The organism is Calidithermus terrae (assembly GCF_003574345.1).
GTDB lineage: Bacteria > Deinococcota > Deinococci > Deinococcales > Thermaceae > Calidithermus > Calidithermus chliarophilus.
This window is the reverse complement of the sequence record NZ_QXDL01000225.1, coordinates 1-6,044: the sequence shown is the minus strand read 5'-3', so window position 1 is coordinate 6,044 and position 6,044 is coordinate 1. Positions and strand designations below refer to the sequence as shown.

Below are 6,044 nucleotides of genomic sequence, written 5' to 3'. Positions count from 1 at the left end.
TCAGCGAGGGGCTGGAGATTCGTGGTTCACCCTGCCCCAACCCTCCCCGCGCGCGGGGAGGGTTGGGGCAGGGTGAACCACGAATCTCCAGCCCCTCGCTGACGGCTAAACCCTAGCCATCGGCCATCAGAAGCGGATCTGCAAGCCGATGCCGAAGCGGTTGTCGGTCTGGCCGTCGCGCTGCTCGGAGCGGAGGGAGAGGTCGATGCCGAAGTTGGGGGTGAAGAGGTAGGCCAGGCCGAAGTTGAGGTTGGGGTAGGCCGCGCCCAGGTTGTCCAGGCCGAAGCGGATGCGCAGCCCGTCGAGCTGGTACTCGGCCAGGAAGTTGACGCGGAACTGGAAATCGACCTGGGTCTGGAGGTAGAGCTCGGGGGTGATGTACTTGCCGAAGGTGAAGCTCGTCTCCTCCACCCGCTCACCCTCAGCCAGGCCGCGCACCGTCACCACCACGCGGTCGAGGCCCAGGGCCTGCGCGAGCTGGCCCTCGATCTGGCCGAGCAGGAAGTTGGTGAGCGCCACGCCCGCCGAAGTCGCCAGGTTCTGCACGTCGGCCTGGGCGTCGATGCGGCCGAAGATCAGCACGCCCGCGATCTCGGCCAGGGTCAGCGGGCGGCCTTCGGTGGGGTGGACGGCGGTGAAGGTGGGCTCGAGCTTGGCCTTGATGCGCCCGCTCTCCCGCACGAACTGGCTCCTGAGGAAGGCCGTGACCTCGACCAGCCCGCGCTCGGTGGGCACGCGGGTCTGGGCCACCAAGGTCACGTCGGGGAGGATGCCCTTGTCGGGGCTGAAGACCGCCTCGCTGGGCACGTCCTGATAGCTGGTGAGGATGGCGAAGTTGCGGTCCCACAGCCGGATGTTGCCCTGCAGCGGCACCACGCGGCCGGTGAGGTAGGGGTTGTCGAGCGGCCCGTTGAGGTAGACGTCCCCGGCCAGCTCGCCGTTGAGCAGGGGCTCCTGGATGAGGATGCCGCGGCTGGCTACCACCCGCAGGTTGACGAACTCCACGGGCGCGCGCGCGGCGGGGGTGCCGCTGCCCGGGGCCTGGACCGCGCTGGCGGGGATGGAGACCTCGGTCTCGCCGGGCGGCAGGCCCAGCTCGGCCCGCAGCACCTCCACGGTGCCGTTGAGCTTGTAGACGCCCTGCTCCTGCTGGATGTTAACCCCGGCCAGGACCAGCCCGTTCTTGAGGAAGTAGCGCGGGTAGGACACCGGCAGCTCGCCCACCAGCGCCCCGGCCAGGCGGGGGAAGAGCGAGAGGTAGAGCCTCGCGCTCTGGTTGGGCAGCTCGGCGTTGACGGTGTAGCCGGGGTAGCCGAAGGTGAGGGTGAAGGGCTGGTTGGGCGGCAACAGCGGGATGTTGGCCTGCCCCTTGGCGTTGATGGTGAAGTTGGAGAGGCTGCCCGAGCCGGAGAGCTCGGCCTCGGCGGGGTAGGGCGCGGTGAGCTTGAGGCGGCCTTCGGCCTGGGCGGTCTGCCCGATGCGCAGCCGGGCCCGCGGGGTCTCGGCGGCCACCGGCCCGAGCTTGAACTTGAAGTTCTCCAGGTCGAGGCTGAGCTGCTGCTCGCGGGCGGTGAGGCGCACGGTGCCGCTGCCCTCGGGGACGTAGGGGCGCAGTTGGGGGATCACCTGGAGCACCGGCGTGAAGGTGGTGTTCTCCAGGCGCAGCTCGAGGTCGCTGCCCCGGCGCCCCCAGTAGCCCTGGCCGCTCCAGCTCCCCGCCCCCTGCAGGCGGAGCTGCTCGACGTACAGCCGCTCGTCGGCGAAGCGGAACACCGCCTGGCCCTGCAGCGACTCCTTGCTGCTGCCGAAGTGCAGGGCCTGGCCCACCAGCGTGCCCTCGCTCTTCCAGAAGTCGCCGAGGTCGTAGCGCAGGTTGGCTTCGCCGGTCCAGGTCGCCTCGCCGTCGAGGGTCCCGGCCCAGGCCGAGACCAGCCAGTGCAGCGGGAAGGCCGAGGCCTTGAAGCGGATGTCGAGCACGTCGCCCACCCGGCGCACGCTGCCGCGGCTGTTGCCGAGCTCGAGGTCGCCCGTCAGCGCCCCGCCCTGGTAGCGGGCGGTGAGCTTGAAGGGCAGGCCGCCCGGGGCCTCGCGGCGGGTCCTGGCCTCGAGGCTCTCGATGTCGAGGGGGTCCTCGCGCTCGCGCACCTCGAGGCTCTGGCTCTGCAGCACCACCTCGAGCTCGTCGGGCCGGTAGCTGGCCCGACCGGTGACGCGCCCGTGCAGGAAGGGCACCTGGCTGCTCACCACGGGCAGGTCCTGCACCAGCACTTCCCGCAGCGTGGCCTGGGCCACCGGCCCCTCGGGCGTCTGGCGGGCCTCGAGGTCGATGTCGCCCAGCGCCCCGGTGAGGCTGCCCTTGGCCTGGAGGGTCCGCTGGGCCTGCACCGCCAGCCGCACCCGCGCCGCCACGGGGGCGAGCGGGAGGTCGAGGTTGAGGGCGCCGTTCCAGCCGCCCTGGGCGCTGTGGGCCAGGCTGCCGCGGACCCACTGCCCCTCGGCCTGGAGCCGGCCCTCGGCCCCCTGCCCCTGGGCCTGGAGCACCTCCTCGCCCCCGGCGGCGCGGTAGTCCAGGCGCCAGGCGCCACTCAGGCTCACGCCGCCCTCGAGCCGCCCCTGCTTCCAGGGCAGCCACTCGGTGGCGGCGTGGGTGCCGCTGAGGTTCAGGCGGTCGCCCGCGCCCTCCAGGCGCAGCTCGAGGCCGTAGAGCGCGGCCTGGAGCTCGCCGCCCAGGCGGCCGCCGCGGTACTCGAGCTGCCCCTCCCCCAGCCCCGGCGCGGTGAGCTGCACGGCGAAGTCCTGCAGGCCCAGCGACGCCCGCAGCCGCCCGTCGCCCAGCGGGTAGGTGGCGACCACCGCCGGGCCCTGCCCCTCGAAGGCCACGCCCCACTGCTCCAGCCGCCCGGCGGCCTGCCGGGTGTTCAGGTTGACCTCGAGGCCCGGCCCCCGGCCCGCGCTCAGCCGCAGGCTAGGGTATTCCAGGCTGGCGGTGAGGCCCAGCGCCCGGGCCTGCACCACGGGGACGGGCTTGTCGCCGGTGAGGGTCACGGTGCCCTCGCGCAGCTTCAGCTCGCCGCTCCAGCCGGGGCCGTAGGCCACCTGCCCGGCCACGTCGCCCTGCAGGGCGGCCTCGAGCCGGCCTGCGGCGTAGGAGCCGCTGGCCTTCCCGCTGCGGCCCAGGGCCTTCCAGCCGAGGCCGAAGCCCAGCCTGCTCCAGGGCCCGCTCACCTGCCCGTCGAGCACCAGGCCGCCGTAGTCGAAGCCCTGCAGCCGCCCCTCCAGGCCGCCGGCGCTGACGCGGGCGCTCAGGCCCTCGCCCTGCACCCGCACCTCCTGCTCCTGGCCGCGCAGCTCGAGGGTCTTGCCGTAGCCCCTCCAGCGGCCCTGCAGCCACTGCCCGGGGTAGGTTCCCGTGGCCTCGAGCACGCCCAGGCCGCGCGGCAGCTCGCCGCTGTAGCTCCAGCGGGCGCTGAGGCTCTCGAGGTCGAGGAGGCCGCGCAGGGGGGCCAGGGCCTCGAGGCCCTGCACCTGCACCTGCGTGCCCTGGCCCGCCAGCCGCACCGCGCCCCATTCCGGCAGGCTCAGCCGGGCCTCGCCCTGCACGCTGCGCTCGGCGGGGCGGGCCTGGAGACTGGCCTCCAGGCCGAAGGGGCCCTCGAGGTCGGCCTCGAGCCGCACGGCGGGGTTGGCCGAGTACTCGCCCAGGAGGTCGAGCTCCAGCCGCCCGGCCCAGCCCTCGCGCCCGGCCAGGCGCACCGCCCCGCGGTCGAGGTCGGCGTTGCCCACCAGACGCCCGCCCGGGACCGGCAGGTTGAGCGCGAGCAGGCCGCTGGGGCGGCCCCCCTCCAGCCGCGCGACCCCCGTGAGGTAGGGGCCCTTGAGCTCGGCGTGCAGCCCCTCGCCGTAGTACAGCGCGAACTGCTGCTCGCGGTAGCGGCCCTCGAGCGTGGCCTGGGGGCCGGCCACCTTGACCTGCCCGCTCGCCTCCAGGCCCTCCCCGCTCAGCCGGACCGGCAGGACCAGGCTCTCCAGCGGGCCCTCCCCCTGGCCCTGCACCCGCACGGGGAGGCCGGTGAAGGGCCCTAAGTCGGTGTCGAGCCGCAGCCCCACCCGCCCGGCCCGGTAGCTGAGGTCGGCGCCCGCGCCCCGGGCCTCGAGCCAGGGCTGGCCCTGGTAGCCGAAGCGCAGCCCGATCACCGCGCCCTCCCCCTGGGCCCGGCCCGTGCCCTCGAGCACCGGCCGGCCGAGGGTGCCGCTCAGGGAGCCGTTGGCCTCGACCCGGGTGCGGAGCACGGTATAGCGGTAGCTGAGCCGCCCGCTGAGCTGCCCCTGTACGGGGACCACGCCCTGGGCCTCGAGCTCGCCCAGGCCGCGCGGCAGGGGGCCGTCGTAGCGCCAGGCGGCGCTGAGCTTCTGCAGGTCGAGGCTGGCCCGCAGCGGCTCGAGCCCCTCCTCACCCCGGACCGCCACGGCCTGGCCCTGGCCCTCGAGCGCCAGCGCGCCCCAGCCCTCGAGCCCGACCCGCGCCGTGCCCCGCACCTCGCGGCTGCCGGGCCTCACGGTGAGGCCGGCCCGCAGGTCGAGCGGCCCGGAAAGCTCGCCCTGGAGCTCGACGGCAGCGTCGGCGGAGTAGCCGCCCAGCAGCCGGGCGCTCAGCGCCCCCTGCCAGCCCTCGCGGCCCTCCAGCCGCACAAGGCCCTCGTCGAGGTCGGCGAGGCCCGCCAGCCGCCCGCCGGGAACCGGGAGGTCCACGGCGAGCCGGCCCCGGGCGCCCCCGTCCCGCCAGCGGGCCTCGCCCCGCAGGTAGGGGCCGGTGAGGTTGACGCTGACGCCGTCCTTGTAGCGCAGGAAGAAGCCCTGGCCGCGGTAGAGGCCCTGCAGGGTGCCCTCGAGCCCCTGCACCGCGAACTGGCCCCGCGCCTCCAGCCCCTCGCCGCTCACCCGCAGCGGCAGCACCAGGCGCTCCAGCGGCCCCTCGGCGGTGCTCTCGAGCCGGACCGGAACCCCGGTGAAGGGGCCTAAGTCGGCGTCGGCGGCCAGCCGGACCCGGCCCTCGCGGTAGCTGAGGTCGAGCCCGGCCCCCTGGGCCTCGAGCCACGGCTGCCCCGCGTAGCCGAAGCGCAGCCCCACGGTCGAGCCCTCGCCCAGCACCCGCCCGCTGCCCTCGGCCCGGGGCTGCATCAGCGTGCCGCCCAATCGGGCGGTGGCCTCGAGCCGGGCCCGGCCGAAGGTGTTGGCGTAGCGCAGCTCCCCCGAGAGCTGGGCGCGCAGGCTGCTCCGGGCCGCGACCTCCACCCCCAGAGCCTCGCCCCGCGCCTCGACGTGGTCGCCCCGTCCCTCCAGCACCAGCGCCACCCGCTCGGCCTCGACGCGGAGGGCCCCGGTGACCTCCTGCTCGCTGTAGAGCAGCTCCCCGTCGAGCGTGAACTCGCGCTGCAGGGCCTCGACCGTCGCCCGGCCCTGCCAGCGGGCCTCCTCGACGTCGGTCCCCCGCCCCGCCGCCGACAGGCGCAAGGTGGCGCCCGCCCAGGCCGCCCGCCAGCGGTCGCCCTCCCCCTCGAGCTGCAGGGTGCCGGGCTGATGGAGGTATTGCTTGGGCTCCAAGCGCCCGCTCAGGCGGTAGCGCGTGCCCTCGGTGCCGAAGCCCAAGTCGGCGTCGGCCCACTCGCTGCGCACGCGCAGGCGGCCCTGGCTGGTCTGGGCCTTGAGGTTGATGGCCCCCTGGGCCTCGAGCTCGGCCCAGGGCGTGCGGGCCTCGAGCCCGACGGTCGGGCGCTCGGCGGTTCCGGCCACCACCGCCTGCAGGCGCCAGCCGTCGCGGGCGAAGCGCAGCTCGCCCGCCGGGGCCGGCAGCACCTGCAGGGTGCCCCGCAGGTCGCCCAGGCCCTCCAGCACCAACCGCCCGTCGGTGGGCAGCCGCACCCGGGCCCCCACCTCCTGCTCGGGCAGGAAGGCCGAGAGGCGCCCGTCCTGGTAGTCCAGCCGCACCCGCTGCTCCCAGGCCACCAGCTCCCCGCCGGCCTGCCCCCGCGCGTCGAGCCCCACCT

The 6,044-nt window shown here is 75.2% G+C and carries 1 protein-coding gene; it reads right to left on the bottom strand.

Features of this window, described 5'->3' with window-relative positions; all coding sequences use genetic code 11:
- Window positions 1-126: 126 nt before the first annotated feature.
- Window positions 127-6,044, bottom strand: a 5,918-nt coding sequence (locus tag Mterra_RS17965; protein ID WP_119316397.1) for a translocation/assembly module TamB domain-containing protein, incomplete at its 5' end; no start/stop codon positions are given.